This is a genomic window from Streptomyces sp. NPDC047085, from assembly GCF_040643735.1.
In the GTDB taxonomy this organism is placed as follows: domain Bacteria; phylum Actinomycetota; class Actinomycetes; order Streptomycetales; family Streptomycetaceae; genus Streptomyces.
The window spans coordinates 216,760-235,204 of record NZ_JBEYUW010000014.1 but is presented as its reverse complement, the minus strand read 5'-3'; the positions used below and the strand labels follow the sequence as shown (position 1 = coordinate 235,204).

Annotated in this window: 14 protein-coding genes; 11 read left to right on the top strand and 3 right to left on the bottom strand. The window is 72.4% G+C overall.

Annotated elements, in window-relative coordinates:
* From ABZ865_RS35635 to ABZ865_RS35590, 10 genes are all read left to right on the top strand, one after another.
* Nucleotides 1–650, top strand: a 650-nt coding sequence (locus tag ABZ865_RS35635; RefSeq protein WP_361239725.1) for an alpha-glucosidase C-terminal domain-containing protein, incomplete at its 5' end; no start/stop codon positions are given.
* Entirely contained in the window at nt 647–2,365 is a 1,719-nt protein-coding gene (treS, locus tag ABZ865_RS35630; RefSeq protein ID WP_361239723.1) for a maltose alpha-D-glucosyltransferase, read from the top strand. The genes ABZ865_RS35635 and treS, both read left to right, overlap by 4 nt.
* Before the next feature lie 31 nt (nt 2,366–2,396).
* On the top strand, nt 2,397–3,761 hold the full coding sequence (locus ABZ865_RS35625; protein WP_361239721.1) for a maltokinase: 1,365 nt from the start codon (nt 2,397–2,399) through the stop codon (nt 3,759–3,761).
* A gap of 4 nt (nt 3,762–3,765) precedes the next feature.
* Nucleotides 3,766–5,973 carry a 1,4-alpha-glucan branching enzyme gene (glgB, locus tag ABZ865_RS35620; RefSeq protein WP_361239719.1) on the top strand — a complete coding sequence of 736 codons (2,208 nt, stop codon included), beginning with the start codon at nt 3,766–3,768 and terminating at the stop codon, nt 5,971–5,973.
* A gap of 92 nt (nt 5,974–6,065) precedes the next feature.
* Complete coding sequence (locus ABZ865_RS35615) at nt 6,066–7,154, top strand: glutamate--cysteine ligase (RefSeq protein ID WP_361239718.1); 1,089 nt, start codon at nt 6,066–6,068, stop codon at nt 7,152–7,154.
* A gap of 205 nt (nt 7,155–7,359) precedes the next feature.
* Complete coding sequence (locus ABZ865_RS35610; RefSeq protein ID WP_361239717.1) at nt 7,360–9,267, top strand: AMP-dependent synthetase/ligase; 1,908 nt, start codon at nt 7,360–7,362, stop codon at nt 9,265–9,267.
* 216 nt (nt 9,268–9,483) lie between these two features.
* Entirely contained in the window at nt 9,484–9,921 is a 438-nt protein-coding gene (locus tag ABZ865_RS35605) for an ATP-binding protein (protein ID WP_361239715.1), read from the top strand.
* A 213-nt stretch (nt 9,922–10,134) separates the two neighbouring features.
* Complete coding sequence (locus ABZ865_RS35600) at nt 10,135–11,529, top strand: NAD(P)/FAD-dependent oxidoreductase (RefSeq protein WP_361239713.1); 1,395 nt, start codon at nt 10,135–10,137, stop codon at nt 11,527–11,529.
* A 32-nt stretch (nt 11,530–11,561) separates the two neighbouring features.
* Complete coding sequence (locus ABZ865_RS35595) at nt 11,562–13,811, top strand: FUSC family protein (RefSeq protein WP_361239711.1); 2,250 nt, start codon at nt 11,562–11,564, stop codon at nt 13,809–13,811.
* Nucleotides 13,812–14,129: 318 nt separating this feature from the next.
* Nucleotides 14,130–14,585, top strand: a complete 456-nt coding sequence (locus ABZ865_RS35590) for a cyclic nucleotide-binding domain-containing protein (protein ID WP_361239709.1) — start codon at nt 14,130–14,132, stop codon at nt 14,583–14,585.
* A 33-nt stretch (nt 14,586–14,618) separates the two neighbouring features.
* Here ABZ865_RS35590 and ABZ865_RS35585 read toward each other — a convergent pair whose 3' ends face one another.
* Together ABZ865_RS35585 and ABZ865_RS35580 are read right to left on the bottom strand one after the other, a co-directional pair.
* Nucleotides 14,619–15,920, bottom strand: coding sequence for an MFS transporter (locus ABZ865_RS35585; RefSeq protein WP_361239707.1), 1,302 nt, complete (start codon nt 15,918–15,920; stop codon nt 14,619–14,621).
* Nucleotides 15,921–16,041: 121 nt separating this feature from the next.
* Entirely contained in the window at nt 16,042–16,656 is a 615-nt protein-coding gene (locus tag ABZ865_RS35580; protein WP_361239705.1) for a LysE/ArgO family amino acid transporter, read from the bottom strand.
* A gap of 66 nt (nt 16,657–16,722) precedes the next feature.
* On the opposite strand from ABZ865_RS35580, the gene ABZ865_RS35575 reads away from it, so the two are divergent.
* Complete coding sequence (locus tag ABZ865_RS35575; protein ID WP_361239703.1) at nt 16,723–17,607, top strand: LysR family transcriptional regulator ArgP; 885 nt, start codon at nt 16,723–16,725, stop codon at nt 17,605–17,607.
* 43 nt (nt 17,608–17,650) lie between these two features.
* Here ABZ865_RS35575 and ABZ865_RS35570 read toward each other — a convergent pair whose 3' ends face one another.
* Complete coding sequence (locus ABZ865_RS35570) at nt 17,651–18,400, bottom strand: TetR/AcrR family transcriptional regulator (RefSeq protein ID WP_361239701.1); 750 nt, start codon at nt 18,398–18,400, stop codon at nt 17,651–17,653.
* Nucleotides 18,401–18,445: the final 45 nt, after the last annotated feature.

The following is an 18,445-nucleotide window of genomic DNA, read 5'->3' as shown; positions in this document are numbered from 1 at the left end:
TGAGCGAGCTGACCGGGGAGGCGGCCGCCTACATGCGGCCGAACTTCTTCGCCAACACCCCGGACATCCTGCACGCCTACCTCCAGCACGGCGGCAGGCCCGCGTTCGAGGTCCGCGCGGTACTGGCCGCGACCCTCTCCCCCGCCTGGGGCATCTACAGCGGCTACGAACTGTGCGAGAACACCCCGCTCAGGGAAGGCGGCGAGGAATACCTCGACTCGGAGAAGTACCAGCTCAAACACCGCGACTGGGAAGCGGCCGCACGCGAGGGCCGCACCATCGCCCCCCTCATCACCCGCCTGAATGCCGTCCGGCGTCGGCACCCCGCGCTACAGCGCCTGCGGAATCTCCGCTTCCACGAGACCGACAACGATGCCGTGCTCGCCTACAGCAAGAGCACGGGTACGGACACGGTCGTCGTGGTCGTCAATCTCGACCCGCACCACACCCAGGAGGCCACGGTCTCGTTGGACATGCCGCAACTCGGCCTGGACTGGAACGCTGCCCTGTCCGCGCACGACGAACTGACGGGGGAGACCTACCACTGGGGCAGGACCAACTACGTGTGCCTCACCCCCGGCCGGGCGCCGGCGCACGTGCTCCACGTCGGGCGATCGACGCCCCAGAACGGAGGGCCCGCAGCGTCATGACTGTCAACGAACCCGTCCTGGACACCTTCGAGGACACTCCCGCCAGGGACCGGGACCCGGAGTGGTTCAAGCGCGCCGTCTTCTACGAGGTCCTGGTCCGCTCCTTCCAGGACAGTGACGGCGACGGCATCGGCGACCTGAAGGGTCTGACCGCCAAACTCGACTATCTGCAGTGGCTCGGCGTGGACTGCCTCTGGCTCCCGCCGTTCTTCAAGTCGCCGCTGCGTGACGGCGGTTACGACGTCTCCGACTACACCGCCGTCCTTCCCGAGTTCGGTGACCTCGCCGACTTCGTGGAGTTCGTGGACGCCGCCCACCAGCGCGGCATGCGGGTCATCATCGACTTCGTCATGAACCACACCAGCGACCAGCACCCGTGGTTCCAGGAGTCCCGCAAGAACCCCGACGGCCCCTACGGCGACTATTACATGTGGGCCGACGACGACAAGAAGTACGAGGACGCGCGGATCATCTTCGTCGACACGGAGGCCTCCAACTGGACCTTCGACCCGGTGCGCGGCCAGTACTACTTCCACCGGTTCTTCTCCCACCAGCCGGACCTCAACTACGAGAACCCGGCCGTGCAGGAGGAGATCCTGGCCGCCCTGAAGTTCTGGCTGGACCTCGGCATCGACGGCTACCGGCTCGACGCGGTCCCCTACCTCTACGCGGCCGAGGGCACCAACTGCGAGAACCTGCCGGCGACCCACGAGTTCCTGAAGCGGGTGCGCAAGGAGATCGACGCGGCGTACCCGGACACCGTGCTGCTGGCGGAGGCGAACCAGTGGCCGGAGGACGTGGTCGACTACTTCGGCGACTTCCAGTCCGGCGGCGACGAGTGCCACATGGCGTTCCACTTCCCGGTCATGCCCCGCATCTTCATGGCCGTACGGCGGGAATCCCGCTACCCCGTCTCGGAAATCCTGGCGAAGACCCCGGCCATTCCGTCCAGTTGCCAGTGGGGCATCTTCCTGCGCAACCACGACGAGCTGACCCTCGAAATGGTCACCGACGAGGAACGCGACTACATGTGGGCCGAATACGCGAAGGACCCGCGTATGCGCGCCAACATCGGCATCCGCCGCCGCCTCGCGCCCCTGCTCGACAACGACCGCAACCAGATCGAGCTGTTCACCGCCCTGCTGCTCTCCCTGCCGGGCTCGCCGATCCTCTACTACGGCGACGAGATCGGCATGGGCGACAACATCTGGCTCGGCGACCGCGACGCCGTGCGCACGCCGATGCAGTGGACCCCCGACCGCAACGCCGGCTTCTCCTCGTCCGACCCCGGACGGCTCTTCCTGCCGACCATCATGGACCCGGTCTACGGCTACCAGGTCACCAACGTCGAGGCCTCCATGTCCTCGCCGTCGTCACTGCTGCACTGGACCCGCCGCATGATCGAGATCCGCAAGCAGAATCCTGCCTTCGGACTGGGGTCCTACACCGAACTGCAGTCCTCCAACCCGGCCGTCCTCGCCTTCCTGCGCGAGTACGAGGACGACCTGGTGCTGTGCGTCCACAACTTCTCCCGCTTCGCGCAGCCCACCGAGCTCGATCTGCGGGCCTACGACGGACGACACCCCGTCGAGCTGATCGGCGGGGTGCGGTTCCCGGCCATCGGCGAACTGCCGTACCTGCTGACCCTCGCGGGCCACGGCTTCTACTGGTTCCGGCTCACCCGAGTCGCATCCCGCATCGGCCGCCGCCACTGAGCGCCCGGCGCCGAGGAAAGGACGCGTCACCATGCCGAAGACCATCACTCTCCGGCCCAGAACCGTCGCCGGCGTCGACCGGCCCCTGGTCTCGCTGGGCGGGCTGTTGCGTGAGTGGCTGCCGAAGCAACGCTGGTTCGCCGGAAAGGACCGGCCGGTCACCGATCTGTCGGTGCTGTCGCTGACCGAGCTGTTCCCGGGCTGTCTGCATCTGCTGGTGCACGCCTCGCACGCGCCGGTGCCCACACCCGGCGGCACTCCCCCGCCCGGCGACTGCTACCAACTGCTGCTCGGCGTGCGCGAGCAGCTCGCGCCGCGCCTGGAGCGGGCGTACATCGGGCGCGCCGAGCAGGGGCCGCTGGCCGGGCTCGCGGTGTACGACGCGCTGCACGACCCGCGCTCGGCCCATCTGCTCCTGGAGCGGCTGCGGCAGCCCGGCACGGCGGGCCCGCTGCGTTTCGAGGCGGGGCCGGAGACCTGGCTGCCCGGCGGTCTGCCGCCGCGGCTGCTGGACGCGGAGCAGTCGAACTCGTCGATCGTGTACGGCGACGCGTACATCCTGAAGGTGTTCCGCCGGATCCAGCCGGGCGTCAACCCCGATCTGGAGGTGCCGGGAGCGCTGGCCGCGCAGGGCTGCCGGCGGGTGCCGGCGCCGGTGGCCTGGTTCTCCACGACCGCTCCGCGCCCGGCGACGCTGGGGGTGCTGCAGCCGTTCCTGCCCGACGCGACGGACGGCTGGACGCTGGCGCTGCGCGCCCTGGCCGCGGGTGACGAGTTCACCACCGAGGCCCGCGAGCTGGGCCGGGCCATGGCCGAGGTGCACCTGGCGCTGGCCGAGGCGTTCCCGTCGGCCGGGCCGGGCGAGACGGGCCGTACGGCGGAGGCGATGTGCGCGCGGCTGGACGCCGCCGCGCACGCCGTGCCGGGGTTGCGGCCCTTCGTCCCCGGACTGCGGGCCGCGTTCGGCGCTCTGGCGACCTGCGACGCCGGGCCGCCGGCCCAGCGCATCCACGGCGACCTGCATCTCGGGCAGGTGCTGCAGGCCGGGCGTGACTGGTTCGTCATCGACTTCGAGGGCGAGCCCTCCCGTCCGCTCGCCGAGCGGCGGGCCGCGCACTCCCCGGTGCGGGACATCGCCGGGATGCTGCGCTCCTTCGACTACGCGGCCCGGCAGCGCCGCCCCTGGCGTCCGGAATGGGCCCGTCGCTGCCGGGAGGCGTTCTGCGCGGGCTATGCCGCGCGGGCCGGATGGGATCCACGCAAGAAGCACGCGCTGCTGCGCGCGCACGAGACGGACAGGGCGGTGTACGAGGTGCTGTACGAGGCGAGACACCGGCCGGACTGGCTGCCGGTTCCGATGGCCGCGATCGAGCGGCTCGCCGTGTGGGGAGGCTGACGACATGGCACTGCGCGACTCCTCGCTGCCCGAGTCCGCGGGCCCCGTGCGGCCCGTGCCCGTGGCCCTCGACCCGGGCGACCGCGCCCGGCTGCTCGGCGGCGCGCATCACGATCCGCACGCCGTGCTCGGCGCGCATCCGGTGCCGGGCGGCATCCTGTTCCGGGTGCTGCGGCCGAACGCCCGCGCGGTGAGCGTCCTGGTCGACGGGGAGCGCGCCGGCCTCGCCTCCGAGGGCGACGGACTCTTCGCCGCGGTCCTGCCGTACGCGGAGATCCCGTCGTACCGGCTGCTGGTGGCGTACGACGACGCCGAGCAGGAGGTGGACGATCCGTACCGGTTCCTGCCCGCGCTCGGCGAACTCGACCTGCATCTGATCCGCGAGGGCCGGCACGAGGAGCTGTGGCGGGCGCTGGGCGCCGAGCCGATGACCCACCAGGGCGTGACCGGTACCCGCTTCACCGTGTGGGCGCCGAACGCCCAAGGGGTGCGGGTCGCCGGGGACTTCACGTACTGGGACGGCACGCAGTACCCGATGCGCTCGCTGGGCGCGTCCGGGGTGTGGGAGCTGTTCCTGCCGGGCATCGGCGAGGGCGCCCGGTACAAGTTCGAGATCACCTCGCGCTACGGCGGCCGGTTCCTGAAGGCGGACCCGATGGCCCGCCGCACGGAGATGCCGCCCGCGACGGCCTCGGTGGTCGCGGTGTCCCGGTACGAGTGGGGCGACGCGGAGTGGCTGGCCCACCGGGGCGACACCCCCGTGCACGAGGCCCCGTTCTCCGTGTACGAGGTGCATCTGCCGTCCTGGCGGCCGGGGCTGACGTATCGGCAGCTCGCGGAGGAACTGCCCGCGTACGTCAAGGAGATGGGCTTCACGCATGTGGAGCTGATGCCGGTCGCCGGGCATCCCTTCAGCGGGTCCTGGGGCTACCAGGTCACCTCGTACTACGCGCCGACGCCCCGGCTCGGCTCGCCGGACGACTTCAAGTACCTCGTCGACGCGCTGCACCGGGCCGGGATCGGCGTGATCATGGACTGGGTGCCGGCGCACTTCCCCAAGGACGACTGGGCGCTCGGCCGGTTCGACGGGGACCCGCTGTACGAACCCGGGGACTCCCGGCGGGCCGAGCATCCGGACTGGGGCACGTACGAGTTCGACTTCGGCCGCACCGAGGTGCGCAACTTCCTGGTCGCCAACGCCGTGTACTGGTGCCAGGAGTTCCACATCGACGGGCTGCGCGTGGACGCGGTCGCGTCGATGCTCTACCTCGACTACTCGCGCGACTCCGGGCAGTGGGAGCCGAACGTCTTCGGCGGGCGGGAGGACCTGGACGCGGTCGCGTTCCTGCAGGAGATGAACGCGACCGTCTACCGGCGCTGCCCGGGCGTGGTGACCATCGCCGAGGAGTCCACCGCCTGGGACGGGGTGACCCGGCCGACGGACAGTGGCGGGCTCGGGTTCGGGCTGAAGTGGAACATGGGCTGGATGCACGACTCGCTGGAGTACATCCAGCACGAGCCGGTGCACCGCAAGTACCACCACAACGAGATGACGTTCTCGATGGTGTACGCGTACAGCGAGAACTACGTCCTGCCCATCTCCCACGACGAGGTCGTGCACGGCAAGCAGGCCCTGGTGTCGAAGATGCCGGGCGACTGGTGGCAGCGGCGCGCCAACCACCGGGCCTACCTCGGCTTCATGTGGGCGCATCCGGGCAAGCAACTGCTCTTCATGGGGCAGGAGTTCGCGCAGGGCGCCGAGTGGTCCGAGGCTCAGGGCCCGGAGTGGTGGCTGTTGGACGCGGACTACCACTCGGCGGGCGACCACCGGGGCGTGCAGGATCTGGTGCGGGACCTGAACACGCTGTACCGGGCCACGCCGGCGCTGTGGCAGCGGGACACCGATCCGGGCGGTTTCCGGTGGGTTCTGTGCGACGCGGCGGACGACAATGTATTCGCCTTCGTCCGCTACGACCGCCAGGGCTCGCCTCTGGTGGCGGTGTCGAACTTCTCCCCGGTGGTCCGCCACGACTACCGCCTGTGGGTCCCGGAGGAGGTTCCGGCCTGGCAGGAGGCGCTGAACACCGACGACGCCCGGTACGGCGGCGGCGGTGTCGCCGCCGGCGCGCCGGGTGCGCTCAAGCCCGAGGACGGGTCGCTCCGGCTCTCGCTGCCGCCGCTCGCCACTGTCTGGTTGACGCCCCTGCGCTGAACCCGCAGGTGTCGGCGGGCCGCCGCGAGGGGCAGTCAGGGTCGTACAGACCCTGACTGCTCCTCGTGTCATGAAGAGAAGGGCGGCACCGCGTGCGCACTGTCGGAGTGGAGGAGGAACTTCTTCTGGTCGACCCGGACAGCGGGGAGCCGAAGGCGCTGTCGGCCGCTCTCCTCGCCCGTGCCGCCCAGGACGATCCCGGACAGGACGCGTTCCACCAGGAGCTGTTCGGGCAGATGCTGGAGTTCGCCACGCGTCCGCAGTGGGACATGGCGGACCTCGGCGCCGAGATCGTGCACCTCCGCAAGGAGGCGGCCCTGCTCGCCGGGGGGATCGGGGGCGCGGTCGCCGCGCTCGCCACCTGCCCGCTGCCGGTGACCCCGGCGCTCAACAGACACGAGCGCTACGCGTGGATGGCGGGGCAGTTCGGGACCGCCACGCACGACCAGCTCGTGTGCGGCTGCCATGTGCACGTCTCGGTGGAGTCCGACGAGGAGGGCGTCGCGGTCCTCGACCGGCTCCGGCCGTGGCTCGCGGTGCTGCGCGCGGTCAGTGCCAACTCCCCGTTCTGGCAGGGCCAGAACACCGGCTACGTCAGCTACCGCAGCCGGTTGTGGGGACGCTGTCCGTCGGCGGGGCCGACCGAGCTGTTCGGCTCGGCCGAGCGGTACCACCGACAGGTGGCGGACATGGTGGCCAGCCGGGTCATCCTCGACCGGGCGATGATCTACTTCGACGCACGCCTGTCCGTGCACCATCCGACGGTGGAGATACGGGTGGCGGACGTGTGCCTGCGGGCGGAGACCACCGTGCTCGTCGCCGCGCTGGCCCGTGCCCTGGTGGAGACCGCCGCACGCGAGTGGCGGGCGGGCCGGGCCCCGCTCGACCACAGCGTGAGCATGCTCAGGATGGCCGCCTGGCATGCCGCCCGCTCCGGCCTGGACCATGACCTGCTCGACCCCGTGACCATGCGGCCCCGGCCCGCCGCGGACGTGCTGCGCGCGCTGCTGGAGCACACCGGGGAGGCGCTCGCCGACAGCGGTGACGGGGCGCTGGTCGAGGAGGCGGTCGCCGAGCTGCTGCGCCGGGGCAACGGCGCCCGTGAGCAGCGGCTGCTCCTGGAACGCACGGGCAGTCTGGGGAAGGTCGTCAGGGCGTGCGTGCGGCACACCCAGGACTGAGCCGCCGAGGCCGGGACGCCCACGCCAGGACGCCGGGTCCGGGTCCGGGGCGCGGCCTCTCGGGGCCGTTCGGACACGCGGAGATCATCAGCCGATCACGACTTCCCAGTTCCTGGCACCGAAACCGCTTGCCTGGGCTACATTCGAGCACCGCCGACAACAGAGCCGATCGGCGGAGTCACCCTCCGTACACCAGGAGCAGCGCATGCGCGACGTCGCACTCGCTCCAGCAGTCGTCCCGCCGCCGCCCACGGGCGGGCTCGCCGACACCGTCTTCGAGACGGCCGAGACCAACCCCACCCTGCCGGTGCTCGCGCGGCGCGGTGGACCGGCCTCGGCCGTGTGGGAGGAGATCACGGCGGTGGAGCTGCGGGACGAAGTGGTCGACCTGGCCAAGGGCCTGGTCGCCGACGGGATCTCGCCGGGCCACCGCGTGGCCCTGATGGCCCGCACCCGCTACGAGTGGACGGTGCTGGCGCACGCCCTGTGGACCGTGGGCGCGGAGGTCGTACCGATCCATCCGGCGTCGTCGCGGGAGCAGGTGGAGTGGATCCTGCGGGACGCCGGCTGCGTGGCGATCGCCGTCGATGACGAGCAGAGCGTGATGACGGTCGGCACGGTGTGCGCGGGGCTGTCCCGGCTGCGGCACGTCTGGCAGCTGGACGCGGGCGCGCTGGCCGGACTGGCCGAGCGGGGCAGGGCGGTACCGCTGACCACGGTGGATTCGCTGCGCCGGATCGTGCTGCCGGACGCGACGGCGGTCATCGCCTACACCTCCGGCACCTCGGGGCGTCCGCTCGGCTGCGCGCTCAGCCACCGGGGCCTGGCCTACCCCGCCGACACCCTGCTGGCCGGCTGGGGCCACACCGCGGCCCCGCCGGGTGAGCAGCCGTCGGTGCTGGTGTTCCTGCCGTTCTCGCACGTGTACGGGATCATGATCCAGCTGATCTGCCTGCGGGGCGGCATCCTGATGGCGCACGAGCCGGAGATGACCGCGGAGACGGTCGCCTCGGCGCTGCGCACCTTCCGGCCGACGTACCTGTACGGCGTGCCGTCGATGTTCGAGAAGCTGTACAAGACGTTCCTGCGGACGGCCCAGCAGGCGGGGCGGGGCGCGCTCTTCGAGCGGGCGGCGCAGACCGCGCGGGACTTCGCCGAGGCGGAGGAGCGGCGTCGGCTGGGTACCGGCGCGGGCCCCGGCCTCGATCTGCGGCTGCAGCACGCCCTGTACGAGCGGACGGTGTACCGCAAGCTGCGCTCGGCGCTCGGCGGGCGCGCCTGGCGGGGCACGTCGGGCGGCTCCGCGCTCAGCCGGGAGCTGTCCCTGTTCTTCGAGGGCATCGGCGTGTACATCAACGACGGCTACGGGCTGACGGAGACCTGCGGCGGGATCACCAACCAGCCGCTGGGCCGGGAGAAGTCGGGGACCGTGGGCCGGCCGCTGCCGGGCACCGAGATCCAGGTGGCCGACGACGGGGAGATCCTGGTGCGCGGCCCGTCGGTGTTCCAGGGCTACATCGGCGACGAGGCGAGAACGCGGGCCGCGGTGCGCGGCGGCTGGCTGGCCACCGGCGACATCGGGCGGCTGGACGCGGAGGGCTATCTGACGATCACCGGCCGGAAGAAGGAGGTGATCGTCACGAGCAGCGGCAAGAGCGTGGCGCCGGCCCCGCTGGAGCAGCGGCTGCGCATGCATCCCCTGATCCATCAGGCGCTGGTCGTCGGTGACGACCGGCCCTGTGTGGGGGCGCTGATCACGCTGGACCCGGAGTTCCTCGCGCACTGGCGGGCGACGCTGGCGCTGCAGGGCGGCGCGGCGGGCCGGGAGGCGCGCGAGGAGAACGCGCTGCGGGAGGAGATCGCGCGGGCCGTCGCCGCGGCCAACAGCACGGTGTCCCGCGCGGAGTCCATCCGGGTCCACCGGATCCTGCAGGAGCCGTTCGCCCCGGACAACGGTCTGCTCACGCCGTCCATGAAGCTGCGCCGGGACGCCATAGTGCGGCACTACGCGTCGGAGATCGACGCGATGTACGAGGCCCGTTCCCGCGCGGTGCAGCGGCCGGGACCGCCGGCACAGGCCGACTGGGACGAGCCGGACGACGTCTTCCGGTAGGCGGCAGGCGGTGCCGGCGGATCCTCCGGCCCGAGGTGGCGCCGGGCGGTGCCGGCGGATCCTCCGGCCGCAGGTGGTGCCGCTGGGGTGGGGCGGACGGCCGTGCGGCGCGTACTCGGCCCGGCTGTGGGAACCCGCCGGGTGCGGGATCGGCAGCGACGATCGCCCCGTCCGCGAGGGCCGAACCCGGCCCGGCCGGACGGGGCCGGAGAAACGATGGTGACGGAGCCACCGCGGTGGGAGGGACCACCGCCCTCTGAGGAGGGTTACGAGCGTGCCTTCTCCTTCCCCGGTGAGCTGCGCAACGTGACGGGGGCGCGGCTCGCCGCGGAGGAGTTCCTGGGCGCTCTCGCCCGGGACACGCCGCCCGGCGCGCCCGACTCCTGGGACGACATCCTGCTGGTCGTCACCGAGCTGGCCGCCAACGCGGTCCAGTACGCTCCCGGGCCGTTCCAGCTGGTGCTGCGGCGCACCTTCGACGGGGTGCACGTGACCCTGCACGACACCAGCACCGACCGCCCCGCGCCACGGCCCTTCCGGCCGGAGACGGGCGGCGGCGGGATCGGCTGGCATCTGGTGCACACGCTGTGCGACCAGGTCAGCGTGGTCGTGGAGGACCACGGCAAGGACGTCCACGTGTTCCTGCCCTGGTGACCGTCCCACATCGGTCCGACGTCTATCCGACGTCTATCTGTTCGAGATCCGGATACGCCCGCCCCTGTGGGGGCATGCTGGTGGCCACGCGTTCGTCTGCCTGCCGTACGCCAGCTGGCGGAACGGTTGGGGGCACGGTGGGATCGGTGTGGTGGCAGCGGTCCGGGGCATGCGAACGGCGTCGAGTCGGACCGCCTGGAGCCGCAGAAAGGGATGAACACCGTGACACGACCCAGGATCCTGGTGGTGGGGGCGGGCTTCGCCGGAGTCGGCTGCGTCCGCCGACTGGAGCGCAAGCTCGCACCGGACGAGGCCGACGTCACCCTGGTGACGCCGTTCTCCTACCAGCTCTATCTCCCGTTGCTGCCCCAGGTCGCCTCCGGCGTGCTCACGCCGCAGTCGATCGCCGTCTCGCTGCGCCGCAGCAGGAAGTACCGCACCCGGATCATCCCGGGCGGCGCGATCGGCGTGGACCTGAAGGACAAGGTGTGCGTCATCCGCACCATCACCGACGAGGTCGTCAACGAGTCCTACGACTACCTCGTCCTGGCCCCGGGCAGCGTGACCCGCACCTTCGACATCCCGGGTCTGACCGAGCACGCGTTCGGGATGAAGACCCTCGCCGAGGCCGCCTACATCCGCGACCACGTCATCTCGCAGCTGGACCTGGCGGACGCCAGCGACGACCCGGCCGAGCGTGCCGCGCGACTGCAGTTCGTGGTGGTCGGCGGCGGATACGCGGGCACCGAGACCGCGGCCTGTCTGCAGCGCCTCACGCACACGGCCCTGCAGCGCTATCCGCGCCTCGACCCGAGCCTGATCAAGTGGCATCTGATCGACATCGCGCCGAAGCTCATGCCGGAGCTGGGCGACAAGCTCGGCCGCAGCGCGCAGGAGATCCTGCGCCGCCGTGGCATCGAGATCTCGCTGGGCGTGTCCGTGGAGAAGGTGAGCGAGGACGAGGTCACCTTCACCGACGGCCGGGTGGTGCCGACGCACACCCTGATCTGGACGGCCGGCGTGGCCGCGAGCCCGCTGATCGGCGCGCTCGGCGCGGAGACGCTCCGCGGCCGGCTGGTGGTCACCCCCGAGATGACCGTGCCGGGCCACGACGGGGTGTTCGCCCTCGGCGACGCGGCGGCCGTGCCCGACCTGGCCAAGGACGAGGAGGGCGCGGTCTGCCCGCCCACGGCGCAGCACGCCATGCGCCAGGGCAAGAAGGTCGCGGACAACGTCATCGCGACACTGCGCGGCCTGCCCCTGGAGCCGTACGTCCACAAGGACCTGGGCCTCGTCGTCGACCTCGGCGGCAAGGACGCCGTCTCCAAGCCGCTGGGCATCGAGCTGCGCGGGGTCCTCGCCCAGCTGGTGGCCCGCGGCTACCACTGGTCGGCGCTGCGCACCAACGTCGCCAAGACCCGGGTCATGACCAACTGGCTGCTGAACGCGGTCGCCGGCGACGATTTCGTCCGTACCGGTTTCCAGGCCCGCAGGCCGGCGCGGCTGAAGGACTTCGAGTACACGGACGCCTATCTGACGCCGGACCAGGTCCGCGCCGAGGTCGAGGGCGACTCGGCCGGCTCGACCGACCCGGCCGGAGGTTCGTGATCACGGACTGACACGGGAGAGGGCGCGACGGCGTGAGGGCGGTGGGACGAGCGGCGGGGGTGCGGCTGCGGGACCGGCTCGCGGCGTCCGATCCGGGGCTGCTCCGGCTCACCGCGGGGCTGCGCACGGTGACCGCCATCGCCCTCACTCTCGCCGTGCTCGCCCCGCTGCGGGTCCCCGTGCCCCAGTTGGTCGCGGGGGCCATCGCGGCGATGGTCTCGACCTTCGCCGTCCGGGAGAAGCAGCGCCCCGCGCAGGCCGTCACCCTGGCCCTGGGCCTGCCCGTGGCGCTGGCCTCGGTGACGCTGGGCGCGGTGCTGAACCGGTGGGTCGTGGTCGGTGACCTGTTCTTCGTCGCCCTCATCTTCTGCGCCGTCTACGGCCGCCGGTTCGGCGACCGCGGCACGGCACTCGGGCTGATCGGCTTCCAGGTCTACTTCCTGTCCCTGTTCGTGCAGGCGACCGTCCGGGCGCTGCCCGCCCTGTACGGCGCCATCGCGCTCGCGTTCGCGTGCAGTGCCGCGGCCCGGTTCGTGCTGCTGCCGCACACCCCGGCGGGCACGCTCGACCGGCTGCGACGGGCCTTCCGCGCCCGGCTCGGCCGGCTGATCGCCACGCAGACCGAGCTGCTGGACGCGGGTCCCGACGACGTGGAGAAGGTGCTGGAGCAGCTGCGCACCGACACCGCGCGGCTGCACGAGACGGCGCTGATGATCCAGGGCCGGCTGGAGGACGGCACCTCCGACGAGGCGGTGGCACGGCTGCTGCAGCGCCGGGTCGCCGAGGCCGAGATCGCGGCCGAGCGGCTGGGGCTGATGCTGCTCACCGCGCGCAGCGCCGAGCGGACCGACACGCTCACCCTGCACCTGCCGGGGGCACCGGTGCCGTCGGGTGTCGAGCTGCCGGTGCGGGACGAGGCGACCGCCATGCTGCGCCGGGACCTGTCGGCGCTGCGCCTGCTCGTGCTGCGGCCGGTCGGCGAGGCCTCGGGGACGGCGCTGGCGCAGGTGCGCAACCGGCTGCTGGGATACCGCGAGGAGGAGAACCTGCCGAAGGCGTCCCCGCCGGTGCAGGACGTGTTCCGGGGCCTCGGCGAGGCGGCGCGTGCCGTGCTCGGGCTGCGGATCGCGCAGGAGGGGCCGCAGGACGAGTCCGACGACTCCCCGGCGACCGCCCGCTCCCGCGAGGAGCTGGACGCCGAGGACGCCGCCATCGAGGGCAGCGAGGAGGTCGCGGCGGAGCCGGCGCGGCGGACCGGGCTCCAGCGGCCGACCACCCGGGCCGCCGTGCAGGTGGCGGTCGGCTCCGCCCTGGCCATCGCCGGGGGCGAGCTGCTGTCCGCTCATCGCTGGTACTGGGCGGTGCTGACCTGCTGGATCGTGTTCGTCAACACGGCGTCCACCGGGGAGATCCTGGTGAAGGGGTACCGGCGGCTGCTGGGCACGGTCCTGGGCGTGGTGGCCGGTATCGGGCTGGCCGGACTGGTCGGGCACCACACGTGGACCGCGTTCGCCCTGGTGCTGGTGTTCGTCTTCGCGATGTTCTACTCCGCTCCCCTGTCCTACACGCTGATGTCCTTCTTCGTGACGGCGGCTCTGGGGCTGCTGTACACCCTGCTGAACACGTACAGCCTCGCGGTGCTGCTGCTGCGCGTGGAGGAGACGGCGCTGGGCGCGGCCTGCGGGGTGTTCGCGGCGGCGGTGGTGCTGCCGGTCAACACCGACCGGCGGACCAACGAGCTGCTCGTCACCGCCCTCGACAAGCTGGCGGACCTCACCCGGGCCGCGGTGGGCCAGCTGAGCGGCAATCCGCACGCCGACCTGGTGGACAAGGCGCGCGATCTGGACCAGGCGCTGGCGGATCTGCGTGCCGCCACACAGCCGTTGACCCAGCGGCTGACGCCGATGCGCGCCCGCCGGAACACCGCCCGGTACGTCGTGGCGCTGCTGGAGACCTGCGCCTACCACGGACGTTCGCTCGCGGCGACGGCGGAGCTGCTGCCGACCCACCCGTCGATCGCGGCCGATCCCCGGCTGCGCGGTGTCGGCGCGCGGATCGTGCACACCATCGAGGCGATGGCCGCGCACGTCAGGGACCCGCGCTCCACGGCCGAGATCGAGACCGGCCCGAGCATCGCGTCGATGCTGGAGCCGGGCACCCTAGGCACCCCCCGCTACGGCCGGGTGACCGACCGCGTCCTGCGGCATCTGCAACGCCTGGACGAGGCGGTGACAGGCCTGGCCCGGCCACTCGGCCTGCGCGTCGGGCGGGCGACGACGTGACGGCACGCCGGGGCGGGCCCCACCGGAGTGAAACAGGTCACCTGACCTGGACTCGATTCGGTGAAGTGCCGCCAGATGGTTTATTGTTCATCCATAAGTGGTGACGGAGTGAGAGCCGGACCGTCCTCCGCGCGCCCTCCGTGCATCACCACCTACGGCCCTGGCTGGTTTCCCCCGTCCAGCCAGGGCTTTTTCCTGTCTCCGACAGGACTCGCCGGCCGAAAGCCGTGCTCTTCGAGGTGCCCGGCACGGCGGCAGCGGCTGAAATGGGCTGAGAGGACATCACCCCCAACCGTCGCCGGCGAGGAGCCCCGCGCCATGACCAAAGCGATAAAACTGCTGACCGCCCTGCCCCAGGCACAGCGCGAGCGCCTGATGGAGCTGGCCAAGGACGTCTCCTTCCCGGAGGACACCCGCATCTTCGAGGCGGGCGGCACCGCCGACCGGTTCTGGGTGATCCGGTCCGGCGCGGTCAACCTCGACCAGCAGGTCACCGCACGGCAGCGGGTCGTCGTGGCCACGCTGGGCGCCGGCGACATGCTCGGCTGGTCCTGGCTGTTCCCGCCGTACGAGTGGGACTTCGGCGCGGTGGCCTTCAGCAACGTACGCGCCTACGAGTTCGACGGGCCCTCGGTGCTGGCGCTGTCCGTGGAGGACCCGCTGCTCGGCCTGTCGCTGGTGCGCACGGTCGCCGAGATCCTCGCCCACCGCCTGGAGACGACCCGCGGCAAGCTCATGGACCAGTACGCGATCCGCCGCCAGCGCCCGGTGTAGGCCGGCAGACGCGCCGGCGCCCCGTGCCGGCCCTCAGACGCGGTAGCGGCGCAGCGCCGGGACCGCGGCGGCCAGTGCCAGCATCACGGCGACGACCAGCACACCGCCGCCGGTCACGGCGGCCCGGGGGCCGAACGCCGAGCCGGCGGTGCCGTGCAGCACGTCGGCCAGGCGCGGGCCGCCGACGACGACCACCGTGAACACGCCCTGCATCCGGCCGCGCATCTCGTCGGTCGCCGCGGACAGCAGGATCGCCTGACGGAAGACCATGGAGACCATGTCGGCCACGCCCGCGGCGGCGAGGAACACCAGCGCCACCCAGAGGCTCCCGCTCAGCCCGAACCCGGTGACGGCCACGCCCCAGGCCACCACCGACCCGATGACCATCCAGCCGTGCCGCCGCGCCCGGGAGAACACCCCCGAGAACAGCCCGCCCAGCACCGCGCCCACCGCGATGCCGGCGAACAGCACACCGAGCGCGAGCCCTTCGCCGTACGAGGCGTACGTCTGCGAGGCCAGCTGCGGGTACAGGGCGCGGGGCATGCCGAAGACCATGGCGACGATGTCGGCGAGGAAGGACCACAGCAGCACCTGGTGCCCGGCGATGTAGCGGAACCCGGCCGCGATCTCCCGCAGCCCGGCCCGGCGCGTGGCCGGCTCCTCCAGCGGCGGCAGCGCGGGGAGGCGGAAGACCGCCCACACGGTGACGCACAGCGCGAGCGCGTCGATCAGGTACAGCGCGGGCAGCCCGACGACCGGGATCAGCGCGCCGGCCAGCAGCGGTCCCACCACCAGGCCCGTCTGCATCACGGTCGCGCCGAGCGCGTTGGCCGCGGGCAGTTCCTCGGCCGGCACCAGTCGGGCGACGGAGGCGCTGCGGACCGGGGAGTTGAGCCCGAAGAACGCCTGCTGCACGGCGAACAGCAGCATGAGGACGACCACGGAGCCCAGCCCGGTGACGGCCTGCGCCCAGAACAGCAGCGAGGTCACGGCGATACCGGTGTTCGTGCCCAGCAGCAGCTTGCGCCGGTCGACCGTGTCGGCGACCGCCCCGCCCCACAGCGCGAAGACGACCATGGGCACCAGACCGGCGAGGCTGGCGTATCCGACCCAGGCCGAGGAGTGGGTCATGTCGTAGATCTGCTTGGGCACGGCGACGGCGGTGAGCTGGCTGCCGACCGCGGTGACGATGGTCGACGACCACAGACGCCGGTAGGCCGGAACGCGCAGGGGGCGGGTGTCCATCGCCCAGCGGCGCCAGCCGCGCCGGGGCGGGGCCGGCGCGGCCGGGGAGGCGGTGTCGGGCTCGGTGCTGCTGCTCTCGCTCGTGTCCACGGATGTCCTGGTTGCTCGATACATCTTTCGATTCGAGCCTCACTATCGCAGCAACTCCTCTGACGGCCGAACCAATTGTTCAGGACCCGGGGTTCGAGACCAGGGGTTCAGGACCCGGGACTCAGGATCCGGCGACGAGCATCGCCCCGAGGCCGAGCATGGTGGCGGCGACCAGGCCGTCCAGGACCCGCCAGGCGGTGGGCCGGGCCAGGAACCGGCCGAGCAGCCGTGCGCCGAAGCCGAGGGCGGCGAACCAGCACAGGCTGGCCAGGGCGGCGCCCAGGCCGAAGGTCCAGCGCAGCGGGCCGCGGTCGGCGGCGAGGGAGCCGAGCAGGAAGACCGTGTCCAGGTAGACATGCGGGTTGAGCCAGGTCATCGCCAGGCAGGTGAGCACGGCGCGCCGGCGCGAGCCCGCCGCCTCGCCCTCCGCGCGCAGTCCGGTGCCCGGTCTGAGGACGCGGCGGGCGGCGAGGGCGCCGTAGCAGAGCAGGAACGCCCCGCCGATCAGTCCGACGGCCCGCACCGCCCCGGGCCACGCGACCACCACCGCGCCGACCCCGCCGACACCGAGCGCGATGAGCACCGCGTCCGACAGGGCGCAGATGCCGACCACGGCGAGGACGGCGTCGCGGCGCACCCCCTGGCGCAGGACGAAGGCGTTCTGGGCTCCGATGGCGACGATCAGGGAGAGGCCGGTGCCGAATCCGGCGGCCGCGGCGGTCAGGGCGTGGTTCATGCCCTCGACGCTAGGTTCACGATCACCGCAGGTACAGCTAAAGATTCTTACGTACCCTTAGCGCTCGTGATGACGGAGCTTCCCCTGGAGCAGGTGCTGACGCTGCTGGCCGTCGTGGACGAGGGCACCTTCGACGCGGCCGCTGCGGCGCTGCACGTGACGCCCTCGGCGGTCAGCCAGCGGGTCAAGGCGCTGGAGCAGCGCACCGGCCGGGTGCTGCTCCAGCGGACCAAGCCGGTCCGGCCGACCGAGTCCGGTGCGGTGCTGGTGCGGTTCGCCCGGCAGCTCGCCCGGCTGGAACGGGACGCGCGCGGTGAGCTGGGGCTGAGCGGTGCCGGGGAGCCGACCCGGGTGTCGGTGGCGGTGAACGCGGACTCGCTGGCGACCTGGTTCCTCGACGCTCTCACCCGGGTGACGGGGCTCTCCTTCGAGCTGCACCGCGAGGACGAGGACCACACGGCGGCGCTGCTGCGCGAGGGGCTCGTGATGGCCGCCGTGACCTCCTCGCCCGATCCGGTGCCCGGCTGCTCGGTCCGTCCGCTCGGCCGGATGCGCTATCTCCCGGCGGCCGCGCCCGGATTCGCCGACCGTCATCTCACCGGACCGCTGCCCGACGTGCTGCCCGCGGCGCCCGTCGTGGCGTTCGACCGCAAGGACGACTTCCAGGACGGCTTCGTGCGCCGGCTGGGCGGCACCGGCGCCGGCCCGCTGCGGCACTACGTGCCCACCTCGGAGGGCTTCGTCGCCGCGGTCGCCGCGGGCCTCGGCTGGGGCATGGTCCCGGAGGCCCAGGCCCGCCCGCTGCTGCGCGAGGGCCGCCTCGTCCGTCTCGCGCCGGACGCGTCGATGGACGTCGCCCTGTACTGGCAGCAGTGGAAGCTCGACTCCCCCGCGCTGGCGGCCCTGGCCGAGGCGGTCACGGCCACGGCGGCGGAGGCGCTGCGCCGCTGAACCGGGCGAGCGGCCCGCTCAGCCTCCGGCTGCCGCGAGAGGCTCAACCCCGGCGGCCGCCGCGGCCCCGGCTCCCGCTCCCGTGCCGGCCCTCCCCCGCTCGCAGCCGTCCCTCCGCGCTGTCCAGCAGCATCTCCAGAGCCGTCGGATAGGCGCTGTTCACCATGCGCCGGGCCAGCAGCGGGGCGGCTTCCGCGATGCGCGGGTGGGTGGTGCGGGGCAGGCGGGCGTAGGTCGAGTGCCACATGTCCTCGTCGGCCCGCTGGGCGGTGCTCGGCAGGGCCAGGGAGGCGGCGTCGAGGGCGGCGAAGGCCAGCGTCTGGTCGATGAAGGCGTGGTAGACGCGGACCGTCTCCTCCAGGGAGAAGCCGGCCGTGCGCAGCACGTCCAGGACCGTCTCGTCGGCGGCCAGTTCGTGGGCGCGCCCGGTGACCCGGTTCGCGGTCAGCACCGCCGCCTGCGGATGCGCCACGTACGCGGCGTGGATGCGCAGCCCGATCGCCCGCAGGTCCGCCCGCCACCGCCCCGTCCGCTCCCAGCCCGTGAGCGCCTGCCCGATGAGCGCGTCCCCGATGGCCAGCGTCAGGTCGTCCATCCCCCGGAAGTAGCGGTACAGCGTGCTGGGGTCACAGTCCAGCGCCAGTCCGAGGCGGCGCGCGCTGAGCCCGGCGCCCCCGTGCTCGCGCAGCAGGCGCAGCGCGGTCTCCACGATCAGCCGCTCGGACAGCACGGTGCCGGCGCGGGTCGGACGGCGCCGTCGGCGCTTCTCCTCGGGCACGACGGGCTTAGGCACGGCGGATCCTCCCCTCCCCTGCCATGGACCCCTGCTGCGGGCCTG

What these genes read in the sequence shown, in the direction of transcription:
- treS (WP_361239723.1), top strand. Translation starts at nt 647, where the DNA reads ATGACTGTCAACGAACCCGTCCTGGACACCTTCGAGGACACTCCCGCC.
- ABZ865_RS35625 (WP_361239721.1), top strand. Translation starts at nt 2,397, where the DNA reads ATGCCGAAGACCATCACTCTCCGGCCCAGAACCGTCGCCGGCGTCGAC.
- glgB (WP_361239719.1), top strand. Translation starts at nt 3,766, where the DNA reads ATGGCACTGCGCGACTCCTCGCTGCCCGAGTCCGCGGGCCCCGTGCGG.
- ABZ865_RS35610 (WP_361239717.1), top strand. Translation starts at nt 7,360, where the DNA reads ATGCGCGACGTCGCACTCGCTCCAGCAGTCGTCCCGCCGCCGCCCACG.
- ABZ865_RS35605 (WP_361239715.1), top strand. Translation starts at nt 9,484, where the DNA reads ATGGTGACGGAGCCACCGCGGTGGGAGGGACCACCGCCCTCTGAGGAG.
- ABZ865_RS35600 (WP_361239713.1), top strand. Translation starts at nt 10,135, where the DNA reads ATGAACACCGTGACACGACCCAGGATCCTGGTGGTGGGGGCGGGCTTC.
- ABZ865_RS35590 (WP_361239709.1), top strand. Translation starts at nt 14,130, where the DNA reads ATGACCAAAGCGATAAAACTGCTGACCGCCCTGCCCCAGGCACAGCGC.
- ABZ865_RS35580 (WP_361239705.1), bottom strand. Translation starts at nt 16,656, where the DNA reads ATGAACCACGCCCTGACCGCCGCGGCCGCCGGATTCGGCACCGGCCTC.